General features: G+C 67.1%; 11 protein-coding genes and 1 pseudogene. 2 read left to right on the forward strand and 10 right to left on the reverse strand.

The features are described from left to right. Positions 1-253: 253 nt before the first annotated feature. Positions 254-550, forward strand: a pseudogene (locus CHB74_RS22870) (hypothetical protein); the annotation flags it as partial. Here the strand turns inward: CHB74_RS22870 and cobA are convergent. From cobA to CHB74_RS13450, 6 genes are all read right to left on the reverse strand, one after another. Beyond that, positions 523-1311 carry a uroporphyrinogen-III C-methyltransferase gene (gene cobA, locus CHB74_RS13425; RefSeq protein ID WP_089220144.1) on the reverse strand — a complete coding sequence of 263 codons (789 nt, stop codon included), beginning with the start codon at positions 1309-1311 and terminating at the stop codon, positions 523-525. The pseudogene CHB74_RS22870 and the gene cobA sit on opposite strands and share 28 nt — an antisense overlap. Continuing rightward, positions 1298-3883: a nitrate reductase gene (locus tag CHB74_RS13430; RefSeq protein WP_089220145.1), complete on the reverse strand. Its 2586-nt coding sequence runs from the start codon at positions 3881-3883 to the stop codon at positions 1298-1300. The genes cobA and CHB74_RS13430 overlap by 14 nt, the downstream gene beginning before the upstream one ends. Beyond that, positions 3883-4224, reverse strand: a complete 342-nt coding sequence (gene nirD, locus CHB74_RS13435; protein ID WP_089220146.1) for a nitrite reductase small subunit NirD — start codon at positions 4222-4224, stop codon at positions 3883-3885. The genes CHB74_RS13430 and nirD overlap by 1 nt, the downstream gene beginning before the upstream one ends. A 6-nt stretch (positions 4225-4230) precedes the next feature. Then, the gene (gene nirB, locus CHB74_RS13440) at positions 4231-6747 is read right to left on the reverse strand and encodes a nitrite reductase large subunit NirB (RefSeq protein ID WP_425442281.1); all 2517 of its coding nucleotides are present in this window, start codon (positions 6745-6747) and stop codon (positions 4231-4233) included. A 244-nt stretch (positions 6748-6991) separates the two neighbouring features. Continuing rightward, a complete protein-coding gene (locus tag CHB74_RS13445) occupies positions 6992-8212 on the reverse strand; it encodes an alginate export family protein (protein WP_425442282.1) in 1221 nt (406 codons plus the stop codon). A gap of 81 nt (positions 8213-8293) precedes the next feature. After that, entirely contained in the window at positions 8294-9502 is a 1209-nt protein-coding gene (locus tag CHB74_RS13450) for a nitrate/nitrite transporter (RefSeq protein WP_089220147.1), read from the reverse strand. Between the two features lie 83 nt (positions 9503-9585). On the opposite strand from CHB74_RS13450, the gene CHB74_RS13455 reads away from it, so the two are divergent. Further along, complete coding sequence (locus CHB74_RS13455; RefSeq protein ID WP_089220148.1) at positions 9586-11280, forward strand: bifunctional protein-serine/threonine kinase/phosphatase; 1695 nt, start codon at positions 9586-9588, stop codon at positions 11278-11280. A 242-nt stretch (positions 11281-11522) separates the two neighbouring features. Here the strand turns inward: CHB74_RS13455 and CHB74_RS13460 are convergent, their stop codons facing one another. From CHB74_RS13460 to CHB74_RS13475, 4 genes are read right to left on the reverse strand one after another with little or no spacing between them, the layout of a single operon-like run. Next, positions 11523-12734 (reverse strand): CmpA/NrtA family ABC transporter substrate-binding protein, encoded by a 1212-nt coding sequence (locus tag CHB74_RS13460; RefSeq protein WP_089220149.1) that lies wholly within the window; start codon positions 12732-12734, stop codon positions 11523-11525. After that, a complete protein-coding gene (locus tag CHB74_RS13465; protein WP_089220150.1) occupies positions 12731-13312 on the reverse strand; it encodes an ANTAR domain-containing response regulator in 582 nt (193 codons plus the stop codon). The genes CHB74_RS13460 and CHB74_RS13465 overlap by 4 nt, the downstream gene beginning before the upstream one ends. Before the next feature lie 51 nt (positions 13313-13363). Beyond that, positions 13364-13822 (reverse strand): YaiI/YqxD family protein, encoded by a 459-nt coding sequence (locus CHB74_RS13470; protein WP_089220203.1) that lies wholly within the window; start codon positions 13820-13822, stop codon positions 13364-13366. Between the two features lie 5 nt (positions 13823-13827). Beyond that, positions 13828-15549 carry a DEAD/DEAH box helicase gene (locus tag CHB74_RS13475; protein ID WP_089220151.1) on the reverse strand — a complete coding sequence of 574 codons (1722 nt, stop codon included), beginning with the start codon at positions 15547-15549 and terminating at the stop codon, positions 13828-13830. Between the last annotated feature and the right edge of the window lie 39 nt (positions 15550-15588).

Genomic DNA, 15588 nt, shown 5'->3' on the forward strand with positions numbered 1-15588 from the left:
AGCGCGATTGGCCGGCGGGGCTGGATAGCCGCGCGGCAAAGGCCCGGCTTGCCGGCTACATGACCAGCGTCGAACGTGGCACCGCGCCCATGCCCGCCATCGCAGCGGAAAGCGCGCGGCCGGCCGCGGCGCCGGTCGATCTCGGCACGCTGCTGGCCGCCGCCAGCGGCGAAAAGGGCAAGGCCACCGCGCGGGTCTGCCTTACCTGCCACACCTTCGAACAAGGCGGCCCCAACCGCACCGGGCCGAACCTTTGGGGCGTTGTCGGCCGCGATATCGGGTCGCATGCGGGCTTTGCCTATTCACCCGCGCTTACCGTCCAGCCCGGCAGCTGGACCTACGCACAGCTCGACGCCTATCTTACGAGCCCCGCGCGCAGCATCCCCGGCAACCGCATGGCCTTTGCCGGCATCCGCAATCCCGCGGACCGCGCCGGACTGCTCGCTTATCTCGGCAGCCTAAGCCCCAGCCCCGCGCCATTCCCGCCACCAAAGGCCATCGCCGCCGGTGGCGAAAGCGGCGTCACAGGGCGCTAGCAATCTCGGCCGTCGCCGCGTCCCTGAGTTCCACGGCCGATCCCGCCACCGCCTCACCGATCAGCAGCAAAGTGGGATCGTCGTCGCTGATCGTCTGCACCAGAAAGGCCAGCGATTTCAGATTGCCCCGGATCAGGCGCTCATTGGGCAGGGACACGTTGACCGCCACCATCACCGGCGTCTCCGCCGCCCGCCCGGCGGCGATCAGCCGCGCGGAAATCTCGCCCGCCGCCGATCGCCCCATATAGACCGCCAACGTCGCGTCTGGCTGGGCCAGCGCCATCCAGTCGAGATCCAGCGCTTCACCGGCGCGGGCATGCGCGGTGACGAAGGTCAGCTTGCGCGCCAGCCCACGCAGGGTGAGCGACGCCTGTCCGCTCGCCGCCGCCGCGCTGGCGGCCGTCACCCCCGGGCAAATCCGCGTCACCACGCCAGCGGCGGCGAGATGCTCGATCTCCTCCGTCGAACGCCCGAACACCGAAGGATCGCCGCCCTTCAGCCGCACCACCCGCTTGCCGGCAAGCGCCGCCGCCAGCAGCAGATCGTTGATGCTCTCCTGCGGCCGGGAATGCCGGCCGGATCGCTTGCCGACGCTGATCCGCTCGGCACCCGCCGGGATCATCGCGATGATGCCGGGCCCGACCAGCGCGTCGTAGAAGATGATATCCGCCGCACCGATCAGCCGTTCGGCCTTGCGCGTCAGCAGGTCGGGATCGCCCGGCCCCGCCCCCACCAGCCACACTTCGCCGGGCGCAATCCGTTCAGGCTGCGACATTCTGCGCCTCCCCTTCCTTGAGTATCCGGGCAATGGCCGGCCGGCACGATCCGCAATTGCTGCCCGCACGCAGCGCGGTGCCAACCGCTTCGACGGTGGTCAGTTGCTGCTCGGCGATCGCGGTCAGGATCGTCCGCGTGCCGACGTCGAAACAGACGCAGACGATCGGCCCGCGATCGGCCTGCGGAACAGCGGGACGGCCGGCCAGCAGAGCCGGCGCCGAAGCCGTCTCTGCTTCGGTCAACTGCGCGATCAGCCAGTCGCGATCCGGCAATTGGCCGTTGCGCGTCATGAACAGGGCGCCCGCCAGCTTGCCGTCCCGCAGCACCGCAATCCGCCGCGTCGCCCGCACCGCATCGAACGCCTCGATCCGCTCGCCCGGCGGCAACAGCTCCTCCACCGCCGCCATATCGCCTTCACCCGCCACTTCGATCAGCACGCCACCCGCCACCGTGACACGGGTCCACCACAGGCAATCCGGTTCGATGCCATGGCCCCCATTCAGGATCAGGAAACCGCGCCATTCGGGGGCAATTCTGGCTATGCCGGCCGGCGTCAGCTTGAAGCCCGGCTGGCCCGACACCGGGTCGACGCCCTGCCCCGGCAGCAGCCCCGTCCGCCCGCCAGCCGACGTGCGATCGGTCCAGTGGATCGGCGCGAAGATTTCGCCACGCCGCTGCCCGTCGTTCAGGCTGACGCGGAAGATGCTCTCCCCCTGCCCGGTCGCCACCCGCGCAAGATCGCCGGCAGCAAGACCCGCCGCCCCCGCATCTTCGGGGTGCATTTCCACCAGCGGCTCGCGCCGGTGCTGCGACAGGCGCGGCGACAGCCCGGTGCGCGTCATCGTGTGCCACTGATCGCGATAGCGCCCGGTGTTCAGGATCATGGGCTGCGCGTCGATCGGCTTCTGCGCCACCGCCACCAGCCGCGCGCGGCCGTCCGGCGTCGCATAGCGGCCGTCGCCAAACAGGCGTGCACCGCCCCATTGGAAGGGTTCGAACGCGTCATAATCGGCGTCGTCGATGGCGGCGAACCGGCCGATGTCGAGCTTGCGCACGCCATCATTCTCGAACGCGGTCAGCGCGGCATGTTCGCGGAATATCGCGGCCGTGTTGGGCCAGGCGAAGGCATCGGCGTAACCCATCCGCTTGCCCACCTCCGCCATCGCCCACCAGTCCGGCCGCGTCTCGCCGGGCAGTGGCAGAAAGCCGCGCTGCCGGCTGATCCGCCGTTCGCTGTTGGTGACGGTGCCGTCCTTCTCGCCCCAGGCGGCCGCCGGCAGGCGGAGATGGGCGAAACGCGCGGTATCGGTATCGGCGATGACGTCGGACACGACGACGAACGGGCATGCCGCCAGCGCCGCGCGCACCTTGCCCGCATCCGGCATCGACACGGCGGGGTTGGTGCCCATGATCCACAACGCCTTAATCCGCCCGTCACCCACGGCGTCGAACAGGTCGACCGCCTTGAGCCCCGGTTTCGCGGCCACCCGATCACTGCGCCAGAAACGCGCGACGCGATCGACATTGTCGGCCGCGAAATCCATGTGCGCGGCAAGGGTTGAGGCCAGACCACCTACCTCGCGCCCGCCCATGGCGTTGGGCTGCCCGGTGATCGAGAATGGCGCCGCGCCCGGCATCCCGATCCGGCCGGTCGCCAGATGCAGGTTGATGATCGCATTGGCCTTGTCCGTTCCCTGCACGGACTGGTTCACCCCCATGCTGAACAGCGTCACCATGCGCGGATACTGCGCGATCAGTTCGTGAAAGCGGTCGAGATCGGCCTGCGCGACATCGCAAATGCCCGCCACATCGGCGCCCAGCCCGTCCCAGAAACCCGGCAGCACGGCGACATTCCGATCCAGATAATCGCGATCCACCAGTCCCGCTTGCCGTGCGAAGGCAAGCGCGCCGTTGAACAAGGCCACGTCGCTACCCGGCCGGATCGCGAGATGCAGGTCGGCGCGCTCGGCGGTTTCCGTCCGTCGCGGATCGATCACCACCAGCTTCGTGCCGCGCTTTTCGCGTGCGGCCTCGATCCGCTGCCAGATCACCGGATGGCACCAGGCCGTGTTCGATCCGACGAGCAGGATCAGGTCCGCCTCGTCGAGATCGTCATAGCAGGCCGGCACCGCATCCTCACCAAAAGCGCGGTTATGCGCGGCCACCGCGCTCGACATGCAAAGCCGTGAATTGGTGTCGATATTGGCCGAGCCGATGAATCCCTTCATCAGCTTGTTGGCGACATAATAATCCTCGATCAGGATCTGCCCCGAAACATAGAAGGCCACGCTGTCCGGCCCATGTTCGGCAATCGCCTCGCCAAACCGGGTGGCGATCAGGTCCAGCGCGCCGTCCCAGCCGATCCGGTCGTCACCCAGCATCGGATGGAGCAGGCGCCCTTCCAGCCCCATCGTCTCGCCCAGATGCGTGCCCTTGGAACATAGCCGTCCGCGATTGGCGGGATGGGCCGGATCGCCGGCGATCGCGACCTTGCGGCCGCCTTCGGCCGTCGCCAGCACGCCACAGCCGACGCCGCAATAGGCGCAGGTGGTGCGGACCGGCGCCACCATCAGGCCGCCGCCGCCAGGGTCGCGGCGCGGCAGATCAGCACGCGCCCGGCATCCACCTTCACCGGCACCGTGGGCGTGCAGCCCTTGTCCGCGCCCTCGGCCTGACCCGTCTTCAACGAAATCGACCAATTGTGCAGCGGGCAGGCGACGCTGTGGCCGTGGATGATGCCCTGGCTCAACGGGCCATGCTTGTGCGGGCAGCGGTTGACGAGGGCGAACACCGCATTGTCGCCCGTGCGGAACACCGCGATCTCCTCGCCGCCCGCCACCGGCACGGTCCGTGAACCGCGCAACGGGATCTGATCGATCGGGCCGATATCCAGCCAGTCTCCGGTGAACATGTCGTCTTACTCCGCTGCGATGGAAGCCAGGGGGCGCACTTCGCCCAGATGCGCATGCAATTGCCGGTCGCCGCCCTCGGCGCGTTCGGCCCAGGGATCGTCCTGGCTGAAGCTTTGCGAATAGAGGAAGCGGGCGGTCAGCGCCTCGCGGCCAACCCCGTCGTCAGCGATGCGCTGGCGGATATATTCAACGCCCACCCGCTCGATCCACGGCGCGGTGCGCTCCAGATAGCGGGCCTCCTCGCGGTAGAGCTGGATGAAGGCGGCGCAATAATCCATCGCCTCCCGCTCGGTGCCGACCTTGCAGAGCAGATCGGTGGCGCGCACCTTGATCCCGCCATTGCCGCCGACATGAAGCTCATAGCCACTGTCGACGCAGACCACGCCGAAATCCTTGATCGTCGCCTCGGCGCAGTTGCGCGGGCACCCGGACACCGCGATCTTGAACTTGTGGGGCATCCACGACCCCCAGGTCATCCGTTCCACCTTGACGCCAAGGCCGGTGGAATCCTGCGTCCCGAAGCGGCACCATTCCGATCCCACGCACGTCTTCACCGTGCGCAGCGCCTTGCCATAAGCGTGGCCGGAAACCATGCCGGCGGCGTTCAGGTCCGCCCACACGGCGGGCAGGTCTTCCTTGCGGATACCGAAGATGTCGATGCGCTGGCCGCCCGTCACCTTCACCATCGGCGCGTCATATTTCTCCACCACATCGGCGATGGCGCGCAGTTCGCGGGGATTGGTCAGCCCGCCCCACATGCGCGGGACCACCGAATAGGTGCCATCCTTCTGGATGTTGGCGTGCATGCGTTCATTGACGAAGCGGCTCTGCTGGTCGTCGACATATTCGCCGGGCCACGCGCAGAGCAGGTAATAATTGAGCGCCGGCCGGCAGGAGGAACACCCGTCGGGCGTCGTCCAGCTCAGCTTCTGCATGACCTCCGGGATCGACTTCATCGCCTGCGCCACGATCTCGCGGCGCACGTCGTCATGGGTGAAGCTGGTGCATTTGCAGACGGTCTTGGTCGCCCGCTCGCCCGAATAATCGTCGCCCAGCGTCACCGCGAGCAGGGTTTCGACCAGCCCGGTGCACGATCCGCAGGAGGCCGATGCCTTGCAACTCGCCCGCACCGCATCCAGCGTGGCGGCACCGCCATCGATGCAGGCCACCACCTGGCCCTTGGACACGCCGTTGCAGCCGCAGATCTCCGCATCGTCGGATAGCGCTGCAACGGCCGCCTTAGGGTCCGCCAGCCCACCTCCGGAGGCGAAGGCCTGGCCGAAGATCAGATTGTCGCGGATGGACGAGATATCCTCGCCCTTTTTCATCAGGTCGAAATACCAGTTGCCGTCGGCGGTATCGCCATAGAGCACCGCGCCGACCACGCGGTCTTCTTTCACCACGACACGCCGATAATGGCCGCGTGCGGCGTCGCGCAGCACGATATCCTCGGCCCCGTCGCCACCCGAAAAATCGCCGGCGGAAAACACGTCGAGCCCGGCCACCTTCAGCTTGGTCGAAGTGACGGAGCCTTCATAGCCGCTGGGTCCCGTGGTCAGCCCGTCCGCAAGCGCGCGGCACATTTCCCACAGGGGTGCGACAAGGCCATAGCACGCGCCGCGATGCTCCACGCATTCGCCCACCGCCAGCACGTCCGCGTCCGACGTCACCATATGATCGTCGACCTGGATGCCGCGCCCGACGGCAAGCCCCGCCGCCTTCGCCAGCGTCACATTGGGGCGGATGCCGACAGCCATCACGACCAGGCTTGCCGGAATGTCGCGCCCGTCCTTCAGGCGCACCCCTTCGACCTTGCCGTCGCCATAGATTTCGGCGGTGTCGGCGCCAGTCAGGATGGTCTGGCCGCGCCCTTCCAGCGCGGTTTTCAGCAACCAGCCCGCCGCCTCGTCCAGCTGGCGCTCCATCAGCGTCGACATCAGGTGGATCACGGTCACGCCCATGCCGCGCAGCGTTAGCCCGTGCGCCGCCTCCAGCCCCAGCAGGCCGCCGCCGATGACGACGGCATGACCGCCATTTTCCGCCGCGCGGAGCATGGCGCCCACATCGTCCATGTCGCGGAACGTCACCACGCCCGGCAGATCCTTGCCCGGCACCGGGATCACGAACGGGTCCGATCCCGTGGCGATCAGCAGCTTGTCATAAGGGACGCAACGGCCCGACGCGCTCGTCACCGTCCGCGCCTGCCGGTCGATCGCGGCCACCGCATCGCCGGCCACCAGTTCGATGCCATTGTCGGCATACCAGGCCTGATCGTTGATCACGATGTCGTCGAAGCACTTTTCGCCGGCCAGCAGCGGCGAAAGCATGATCCGGTTGTAATTCACGCGCGGTTCGGCGCCGAAGATGGTGATGCGAAAGCGGCCCGCATCGCGCGCCAGCACTTCCTCCACCGCGCGGCACCCGGCCATGCCGTTGCCGATCACCACCAGATGCGGCTTGCGCGGTGCCGCGGCCGGGGCCATCGCCCCATCCTCCTGATCCAGCCTGCCCGTAAACTCCATCGCCCCATCTCCGAACACGAAAAAAGCCGCCTTCGACCGGCCCGGTAATCGGGTGATCGAAGGCGGCTTTGCCTCTTAGCCATGCCGGCAGTCCGCCGGCTCGCTACCCTATCCCCGCCTGTGGGGATTCGGGCCTATTTCGCGCGAACGTCCTTGCTCGCTTGGTCGGAACATGCGTGATTCGTTTTGCGATCGCAAGTGTGTTTTGTGCACTGCGGAATAAACCGCATCGGCACGGAGCGGCTCAATAGACCCATTCGATCGACAGCCACGCCTTGCGGGTATCGGTCATGAACGCCTTGGCGTCATAATCAGCATATTTGGCAAGCAAGGTGATCCGGCCGAACCTGGCCGTCGCCTGCAGGTCGATCTCATTGCCATAATGCTGGTCCTGCCGATCGCTGTCGAAACGGTGATAGATGGCCTGCACCGACACCGCATCGGCGCCCGCCAGCCCGGCCCAGCTCTTGCCCACGCTGGCATAAAGATCTCGCACGCCATTGGGCGGCGTGGTCAGGAACTTGTCCGCCCAGCCCTGGAACTTGTGGGCCGTCGCCAATGGCGTCTGGAAACTGGTCAACGCCGCGCCGCCATCCGCCCCCAGCACCTCATAGCCGCCACCGATCCGCCAGCCGGCCATCGTCAGCCCCGCATCGGCCAGCCAGTAATCGGCGGCATAATCATTGGGGTTACGATGCCAGCCGGACTGGCGCGCATAGCTCAGCGCATAATCCAGCTTCACCTTGCTTCCCAGCGGCCGGGCGCCCTGCAATCGGCCGCCATAAGTCTGGCTCGAAAGGCCGAAGCCGGAAACGGCGGCCTCGTCCTGATCGATCAGGAAAGCGAAACCCGACAGCGTTCCGACCGGCGTCTTCCAGCCCAGCATCGCGAAAACATTGTCGCCCGAAATCGCCTGCTGCCGCGCGCCGGCGCCATCCACGCCCCATATCGTGCGCACCGACCAGCTATAGGTCATGTCCGCCTTCAGTTTTGGCGTGATGGCCCATTCCACCCGCGCGGCATCATAGGTCTGCTCGTTCTGCCGCCAGGCAACGCCCCCCACGAAACGCTGGTCGGCCAGGTTGATGCTCTGGCGGCCCAAAGTCGCGGTCAGTCCCTTCAGCCCGCGATATTGCAGTTGCAGCCGGTTGATCTCCACATTCTGCGGATCGGCCACCAACGGGTAAGCCGTCCGCCCGTTGACGCCGCTATTATAATCCTCGTCGATCGCCAGCGTGCCTTCGGCCTCCGCCAGCACGGCCCAGTCGCCGGCGCTCGCTTCCGCACCAGCCCGCACGCGCGCTGTCACGGCATCCGCTTCGCGATCGATACCGTCTTGATCGACATGCTCGTAGCGCAGCCGCGCGTCGATGATCGGCGTCACCTTCACGTCGGCGGCCAGTGCCGGGCCGCAACCTATTCCGCCCGCGATTGCGATCGCTGGCCACACCATCCGCATCTTCATGAAATCCCCCTAAGATTTCGGTCAGATATGCCGGCCGCCAGCAATAACGCGCCACGCTGGCGGCCGTTCCTCATCGCTCGGTCAGATGCGCACGCCCTGGATCGCGGCACCCCAGGTGGTCCGCCATTTGCGCTTGACCGACGACAGCCCCATCAGCGCCACGAGCGCGAGGGCCGCAAAGATCAGGAAACCCGACTGATAAGTCCCGGTCATCTGCTTCGCGAGGCCAAGGCTCGATGCGAGGTAGAAGCCCCCCACCCCGCCGGCCATGCCGACAAGCCCGGTCATCACGCCGATCTCGGCGCGGAAGCGCTGGGGCACAAGCTGGAAGACCGCGCCATTGCCGGTGCCCAGCGCCAGCATCGCCACCACGAACAGGCCAAGCGCGCCCAGCACGCTGGCCGGGCCCGCGCTCACCCCCACCAATGCGGCGGCAGCGACGATATAGACCACCGAAAGCGTACGGATGCCGCCGATCCGATCGGCCAGCGCACCGCCCATCGGGCGGACGAGCGACCCCGCGAACACGCAAGCCGCCGTGCAATAGCCGGCAACCACCGTCGTCAGGCCGAACTGATCGGTAAAGTAGATCGAAAGCGACGCAGCCAGGCCGACGAAGCCGCCGAACGTCACGCCATAGAACAGCATGAACCACCAGGCATCGGCCGATTTCAGCGGCTCCAGATAGGCCCCCAGCGGCTTGGCCGGCGGCGCATCGGGCGCGTCCTTCGCCAGGACCATATAGACGACGAACACGATCACGAGCGGGATGCAGGCCAGCCCCAGCACCGCGTTCCAGCCGAACAGCTTGGCCAGCGTCGGCGCAAACAGCGCGGCGAACACCGTGCCCGAATTGCCCATGCCGGCCAGCCCCATGGCCTTGCCCTGATGCTCCGGCGGATACCAGCGGCTCGCCAGCGGCAGCGCGATGGCGAAGCTCGCCCCCGCAAAGCCCAGCACGATGCCCAGCGCCAGCGTCGCCTCGAAACTATGCACGCCGAAGCTCCACGCCGCGAACAGGCCAAGGATCACGATCACCTGGCTGATCGCGCCGGCCAGTTTCGGCCCGATCCGATCGACGAGCAGGCCGTTGACGACGCGCAGCACCGCGCCGGCCAGCGTCGGCACGGCCACCATCAGGCCCTTTTCGGCCGGCGTCAGCCCCAGATCCTTGGCGATCTCGGGGGCGAGCGGGCCCAGCAGCACCCAGACCATGAAGGCCAGGTCGAAATAAAGGAACGCCGCGATCAGCGTGGGCGTATGCCCCGCCTTCCAAAAGCTGGTCTTCATGTCATTTGCTTCCCCGGATGAGATCGCGGGCTTGCGCTGGCGATCATAGTTGATGGAAAGGACGCACGCAAAAGGGGTGGGGCATGAAGCCGGAAGGCCGACTCGACATTGCCGCAGGCTTCGCGTCGACCACGGGGCGTCGCGAAGATAATCAGGATTTCGGCGCCGTCTGGCTGGGCAATGACGGCGAACGCGCCCGTCATGGCATCGCGGCGGCGGTGGCCGATGGCGTCGGCGGCGCGCGTGGCGGCCGTGTCGCTTCCGAAACCACCGTGCGCGCTTTTCTCGACGCTTATTACGCGCTTCCCGAAACCAATGGCATTGCGGCGGCGGCCAGCAAGGCGCTCGCCAGCGTCAACCAGTGGCTCAACCAGATCGGCCGTACCGATGATGCGCTTGCCGGCTGCGCCACCACCTTCACCGCGCTGGTGCTGCGCGGCCGGCGCGCCACCGCGCTTCATGTCGGCGACAGCCGCGCCTGGCATTTCCGCGACGGCCAGCTGCACCGGCTGACCCAGGATCACACCCTTCCCCAGCCGGATCAGCGACACATCCTCTACCGCGCGGTGGGGATAGAACCGACCGTGCGGCTCGACGTCGCCGTGCAGGATCTGGCGGTTCATGATCGCCTGCTCATCACCAGCGACGGCGTTCACGGCACGCTTTCCGATCGCGCGATCGCCCGACTGCTCGATCAGCGCGGATCGGCGCAGGCCGATGCCGATGCGATCGTCGCGGCCGCTTATGCCGCCGGTTCGCAGGACAATATGACCGCGCTGGTGATCGACGTGGTGGCCTTGCCCGCCATCGAACAGGATATGCTGGCCGCGCTCGCCGCCGCGCTTCCCGTCGGCGCAACGCCGCAAACCGGAGACAGCGTGGATGGCTTCCGGCTCGATCGCCTGATTTCGGACGGCCGCTACACCCGCCTTTTCCTTGCCGAAGACATGGTGGCCGGCGGCGAACTGGTGCTGAAATTCCCCAAGCCCGCTCTGCTTTCCGAAAATGGCGCACGGCTCGCCTTCCTGCGCGAAAGCCTGGTCGGCGCGCGGATCGATGACCCTTATGTCGGCGGTGCCATCGCGATCGCGCCGGAACGGCAGAGCCAGCTCTATATCGCCATGCCTTATCTGCCCGGCGAAACGCTGGAAGAACGCCTTGGCCGCACGCCCGTCACGATCGACCGCGGGGTGCAGATCGCCGCCCAGCTCGCGCGCGGCGTTGCGGCGCTCCACCGGCGCGGCATCGTCCATCGCGACATCAAGCCGGAAAATGTGATCCTGCCCGAAGGCGGCGGGCTGAAGCTGATCGATCTCGGCGTCGCGCGTCTGCCCCGGGTGGAGGAATTCGCGCAGGACGAAATTCCCGGCACCCCCAGCTATATGGCGCCCGAACTCTATGAGGGCGAACGCGGGTCCGAAGCGAGCGACCAGTTCGCGCTCGGCGTCACCATCTACCGGCTGTTCACCGGCAAATATCCGTTCGGCGAGGTCGAAGCATTCAGCCGCCCGCGCTTCGGCCAGCCCGTGCCGCCGTCCCGCTATCGCGCCGACATGCCCGGCTGGCTCGAAGCCACCATCCTCCGCGCGATCGCGGTCGATCCGTCGCGGCGCTTCGGCGATGTGCTCGAACTCGTCCACGCGCTCGAAAGCGGCGCCGCGCATGCCGTCCGTCGCCCCGAAGCGCGCCCGTTGATCGAGCGCAATCCGGTGCTGTTCTGGCAATTGGTATCGCTGGTACTGGCGATCGCGCTGGTTGCGTCCTTCGCAACCCGCTGACCCCCCTCCCCATCTTCCACGCCTCAGCCCCATCGGATCTCCCGCGGACACGAAAAAAGCCGCCTCCGGCCCCCCGTGATGCGGTGGCCGGACAGCGGCTTTGCTGTCGTTCGATGGCGATCCCTCCCAACGTCGGGCGATCACCAATATCGCAGCGCACACTCATTGTGCGCCGCAGCGAGAAAATCACCCGATTCTTGGCCGTCACACAAGTGCAAAATGCAAAATCGTGCGCGCGCCCCTCAGCGCGTCGGCTCGAACCCCGCGATATAGTCGTGGATTTCAGCGGGATCGAATATGCGGCCGTCGAAGAAACGGTCCGGCCCCAGCGTCAATGTCCCGCGATCCGAACCCACGGCCAAAGGCGCCCGCAGCGCCCCTTCCAGCTTCATGCTGGCCCCCGGCATCGGCGTCGGCCCACCGGCCAGCGCACGGCGATAAATGTCCGATCGGAACACATTGGCGGCGGCCGCCTCGGCCGATGCATCGGCCTTGGCCAGGCCCCAGCGCACGAATTGCGAGTAGATCCACAAAGCCTGGCTGCGCCACGGGAAATTGGCGGCTTCGCGGTGGAACAGCAGGAAATCGGGGGATTCGATCGGTTCCTCGCCGCGCGCGATCGGCAATTGGCCGGACAAGGCCTGCGTGATGATCTCCGCCGGCTGGCCGATATGGTGCGGCTGGCTCAACAATTCGGCGAGCGCCGGCCGGTTGGCGGGATCGTCGCACCAGGCCGCCGCGCGATCCAGCGCGCGGAGCAGCCGGTCGACGGTTTCTGGATTCGCCTCCATCCAGTCCTGGCGCAGCGCCAGCACCTTCTCCACCCCGCGCTGCCAGATGTTCGCGCCGATGGCGACGATCTCGCCCAGCCCTTCGGCCACCGCGACGCTGCTCCACGGCTCGCCCGCGATGAAGCCGTCGATCTCGCCCGCGTGCAGCGCCTCCACCATCAGCGACGGCGGCAGTACGCGCAACGTCACGTCGCGGTCGGGGTTCACGCCGGCAAATCCCAGCCAGTAACGCAGCATGATCGCATGGCTGGAAAAGCGGTGGACGATGCCGATCACCGGCTTGCGCCGATGCAGCCCGATCGCCGCGGCAAAGTCATGCGCGGTGGCGGTCGGATCGAGAATGCGGCTGCGCGGCACCGGATCGAGCGCCGCCGCCAGTTCCGACGACAAGGTCAGCGCATTGCCGTTGACGCCCAGCTTGAACGGCGCCGCGATCGCGGCCGGGTGCTGGCTCAACCCCAATGTCACCGCGATGGCGAGCGGGGCGAGCATATGGGCGGCCTGCACCTGGCCATAGACCAGCCGGTCGCGCACATTGGCCCAGCTGGTATCGCGCACCAGGCCAAGATCGATCCCTTCGGCCTCGGCAAAGCCCATGGCCTTGGCCGCGATTAGCACGGCGCTGTCCGTCAAAGGCAGGAAGGCGACGGAGATCGGCGTCATTTCGGCCCTCCCAGCATTTCGGTGGCGGTGATCAGCGCATCGGCCACGTCGGCGATGCGGCGTCCCTGGTTCATCGCCGTCGTCCGCAACAGCGTATAGGCATCGGCTTCGGCCAGCCCGCGCTGTTCCATCAGGATCGCCTTCGCCCTGTCGATCTTCTTGCGATCGGCAAGCGCGGTGCGCGCTTCCTCCAGCTCGGTGCGCAGGCGGGCGAAGGCGTTGAACCGGCGGATAGCGAGATCGAGGATCGGCTTCACCCGATCCTTGCGCAGCCCGTCGACAACATAGGCCGAAACGCCGGCATCGATCGCCGCGCCGATCATGCTCTCATCCGATTGATCGACGAACATCGCGATCGGGCGCGACAAGGCCCGGCTTACCGCCAGCATCTCTTCCAGGCTGTCGCGGCTGGGCGTGCCGAGGTCGATCAGCACCACATCGGGCGCCAGCCGCTCCAGCCTGGCGACGAACGCACCGGTTGGCGGCACGGCGTGGATATCGTCAAAACCGGCTTCGCGCAGGCCTTCCTCAAGGATGGTCGCGCGCAGCCCGCTTTCATCGACAATCGCGATCCGCACATCACCCCCCAGGGAATCGGCGGCACTCCATCAGTGCATCGCGCCTGCCCGTCAAGGCGTCAACCGCGCCGCCTTCACCAATGCCTCGTCGAGCGCCGACAGGAATCGCGATCGATCGGCCTTGGAAAAGGGCGGCGGGCCGCCAATCCCGTCGCCCACCGCGCCCGCACGCAGATCCGCCATGATCGCCCGCGTGGCGACCGCCGCGCCGATCGAACTGGTGGTGAAAGGCTTGCCATTGGGCGCAATCACCATGGCGCCGGCCTTCAGGCAGCGATCGGCGAGGAGGATATCCGCCGTCACCACGATAGTGCGTGGCGCGGCGCGCTCTGCGATCCAGTCGTCCGCCGCGTCGAAGCCTGCGTCCACCACCACCCGCTCGATCAGCGGATGGGCAGGCACGCGCAGATGTGCGTTGCTGACGATCGTTACCGGCACCTCCCGGCGAAAGGCGACCTTGTAGATCTCCTCCTTTACCGGGCAGGCATCGGCGTCGACCAATATGCGGATGCCGCTCACCGCCCCCGGCGCGGCCCCTGCCCCTGCCCCTGGCCCGGTCCAGCCCGGAATGGCTTTGCCTGATGCCGCACAGGCGGCGGGCCGCTGCGCCGGTTATGCCGCGCGGCTTCCCGCGGGGAACCCTGGATCGGTTCGATACGGATACCGTCCTCGGTGTTCGGATCGCCGGCCGTGCGCTTCACCGCCGCCACGAAACGCGACGCGGCGTGGCGGGGAATTTCGAACATCGTCTCGTCGGCGGCGATGCGGATCGCGCCGATATCCTGCTTGGTGATGTGGCCGCGACGGCAGAGCAACGGCAGCAGCCAGCGCGGATCGGCATTGTGCCGGCGGCCGACATCCATGCGGAACCACACCGTATCCTCGAAGCCGGGGCGCGGGCCTTCCGGCCGCTCGCGCGGCTTGGGGCCCTGATCCACCATTTCTTCGGGCGCGGGCAGCTTGGAACGGTGGCTGCGCACCAGCATCGCGGCGATGTCCTCGGGGCTGAGCTCGGCCATCAGCTTGGCGCCGAGCGCGCGATCCTCGTCCTCGATCTCGACCGGCTGGGTCAGCGCGGCGATCAGCCGTTCCTGATCGGCGGCGCGGATCTGTTCGGCGGTCGGCACCGGCACCCATTCCGCCTGGATGCGTGCGCCGCGCAGCATCGACTCCACCCGGCGACGCCGCTGATAGGGGACGATCAGCACCGCCGTCCCCTTCTTGCCGGCGCGGCCGGTGCGCCCCGAACGGTGCTGCAACGCTTCATGGTCGCGCGGCAGCTCGACATGAACGACGAGCGATAGCGACGGCAGGTCGATACCGCGCGCCGCCACGTCGGTCGCCACGCACACCCGCGCACGACGGTCGCGAAGCGCCTGCAGCGCATGGTTGCGCTCGCTCTGGCTATGCTCGCCCGAAAGCGCCACGGCATCGAAGCCGCGCTCGATCAGGCTGGCGTGCAGGTGGCGCACGGCATCGCGGGTCGCGCAGAACAGGATGGCGGTATCCGGCTCGTGCAGGCGCAGCAGGTTCACCACCGCCGCCTCGATATCCGACGGCGCCACAGTCACCGCCTGATAGGTGATGTCGCCATGGCCGCGATCTTCCGTCATGGTCGAAATACGCAGCGCATCGCGTTGATAACGCTTGGCAAGCATCGTGATCGGCTTGGGCATGGTCGCCGAAAACAGCAAGGTGCGCCGGTTCTCGGGCGTCGCATCCAGAATTTCTTCCAGATCCTCGCGGAAGCCCATGTCGAGCATCTCGTCCGCCTCGTCGAGCACGACGACGCGCAGGCCCGACAGATCGAGCGCACCGCGTTCGAGATGATCGCGCAGGCGCCCCGGCGTACCGACGACGATATGCGCACCGTGCGAAAGATTGCGCCGCTCCTTCGACGGATCCATGCCGCCAACGCAGGAAACGATGCGGGCGCCGGCCTTGCCGTAAAGCCACATCAGTTCGCGACTCACCTGCAACGCCAGTTCGCGCGTCGGTGCGATCGCCAGGGCAAGCGGCGCGCCCGGACGGTCCATGCGGCCATCGGCATCCAGCAGCTGCGGAGCGATAGCGAGGCCGAAAGCCACGGTTTTACCCGATCCTGTCTGGGCCGAAACGATCAGATCGCGGCTATCGGCGCCTTCCTCCAGGACGGCGGCTTGAACGGGCGTGGGCGCGGCATAGCCGCGTTCGGAGAGCGCTTCGGCAAGAAGCGCGGGCAATCGACTGAAAGGCATTGTTTGCAGATGGCAGCAATCGCCAGCTTGGCAAGGCTT

The sequence above is a fragment of the Edaphosphingomonas laterariae genome (genome assembly GCF_900188165.1).
GTDB classification, from domain to species: domain Bacteria; phylum Pseudomonadota; class Alphaproteobacteria; order Sphingomonadales; family Sphingomonadaceae; genus Sphingomonas_E; species Sphingomonas_E laterariae.